The 1,294-nt window shown below is 44.6% G+C and carries 1 protein-coding gene and 1 pseudogene; one reads left to right on the forward strand and one right to left on the reverse strand.

Annotation, left to right across the window (positions count from 1 at the left end):
* Positions 1-75: pseudogene (locus B5P39_RS24630) on the forward strand (IS6 family transposase); the annotation flags it as partial.
* A 189-nt stretch (positions 76-264) separates the two neighbouring features.
* On the opposite strand, the gene aph(3')-Ia reads toward B5P39_RS24630, so the two are convergent.
* The gene (aph(3')-Ia, locus tag B5P39_RS24305) at positions 265-1,080 is read right to left on the reverse strand and encodes an aminoglycoside O-phosphotransferase APH(3')-Ia (protein WP_000018329.1); all 816 of its coding nucleotides are present in this window, start codon (positions 1,078-1,080) and stop codon (positions 265-267) included.
* Between the last annotated feature and the right edge of the window lie 214 nt (positions 1,081-1,294).

A 1,294-nucleotide genomic window follows, 5' to 3' on the forward strand; every position in this document is an offset into this window, starting at 1 on the left:
GGCCAGGCCTCAGCATTTTATTATGGTGATCCCCTGGGCGAAATGCGCCTGGTAAGCAGAGTTTTTGAAATGTAAGGCCTTTGAATAAGACAAAAGGCTGCCTCATCGCTAACTTTGCAACAGTGCCAATTTATGAGTAAAGGATTATGTCCACGATAAGCACCTGGGTCGATTCCTGGGAGGCGGCCATGAGGGTAGGGAAGCGCCGTCCCGTCAAGTCAGCGTAATGCTCTGCCAGTGTTACAACCAATTAACCAATTCTGATTAGAAAAACTCATCGAGCATCAAATGAAACTGCAATTTATTCATATCAGGATTATCAATACCATATTTTTGAAAAAGCCGTTTCTGTAATGAAGGAGAAAACTCACCGAGGCAGTTCCATAGGATGGCAAGATCCTGGTATCGGTCTGCGATTCCGACTCGTCCAACATCAATACAACCTATTAATTTCCCCTCGTCAAAAATAAGGTTATCAAGTGAGAAATCACCATGAGTGACGACTGAATCCGGTGAGAATGGCAAAAGCTTATGCATTTCTTTCCAGACTTGTTCAACAGGCCAGCCATTACGCTCGTCATCAAAATCACTCGCATCAACCAAACCGTTATTCATTCGTGATTGCGCCTGAGCGAGACGAAATACGCGATCGCTGTTAAAAGGACAATTACAAACAGGAATCGAATGCAACCGGCGCAGGAACACTGCCAGCGCATCAACAATATTTTCACCTGAATCAGGATATTCTTCTAATACCTGGAATGCTGTTTTCCCGGGGATCGCAGTGGTGAGTAACCATGCATCATCAGGAGTACGGATAAAATGCTTGATGGTCGGAAGAGGCATAAATTCCGTCAGCCAGTTTAGTCTGACCATCTCATCTGTAACATCATTGGCAACGCTACCTTTGCCATGTTTCAGAAACAACTCTGGCGCATCGGGCTTCCCATACAATCGATAGATTGTCGCACCTGATTGCCCGACATTATCGCGAGCCCATTTATACCCATATAAATCAGCATCCATGTTGGAATTTAATCGCGGCCTCGAGCAAGACGTTTCCCGTTGAATATGGCTCATAACACCCCTTGTATTACTGTTTATGTAAGCAGACAGTTTTATTGTTCATGATGATATATTTTTATCTTGTGCAATGTAACATCAGAGGGCACTGTTGCAAATAGTCGGTGGTGATAAACTTATCATCCCCTTTTGCTGATGGAGCTGCACATGAACCCATTCAAAGGCCGGCATTTTCAGCGTGACATCATTCTGTGGGCCGTACGCTGGTACT

This window comes from Shewanella sp. Shew256, from assembly GCF_002196695.1.
Taxonomy (GTDB): domain Bacteria; phylum Pseudomonadota; class Gammaproteobacteria; order Enterobacterales; family Shewanellaceae; genus Shewanella; species Shewanella mangrovisoli.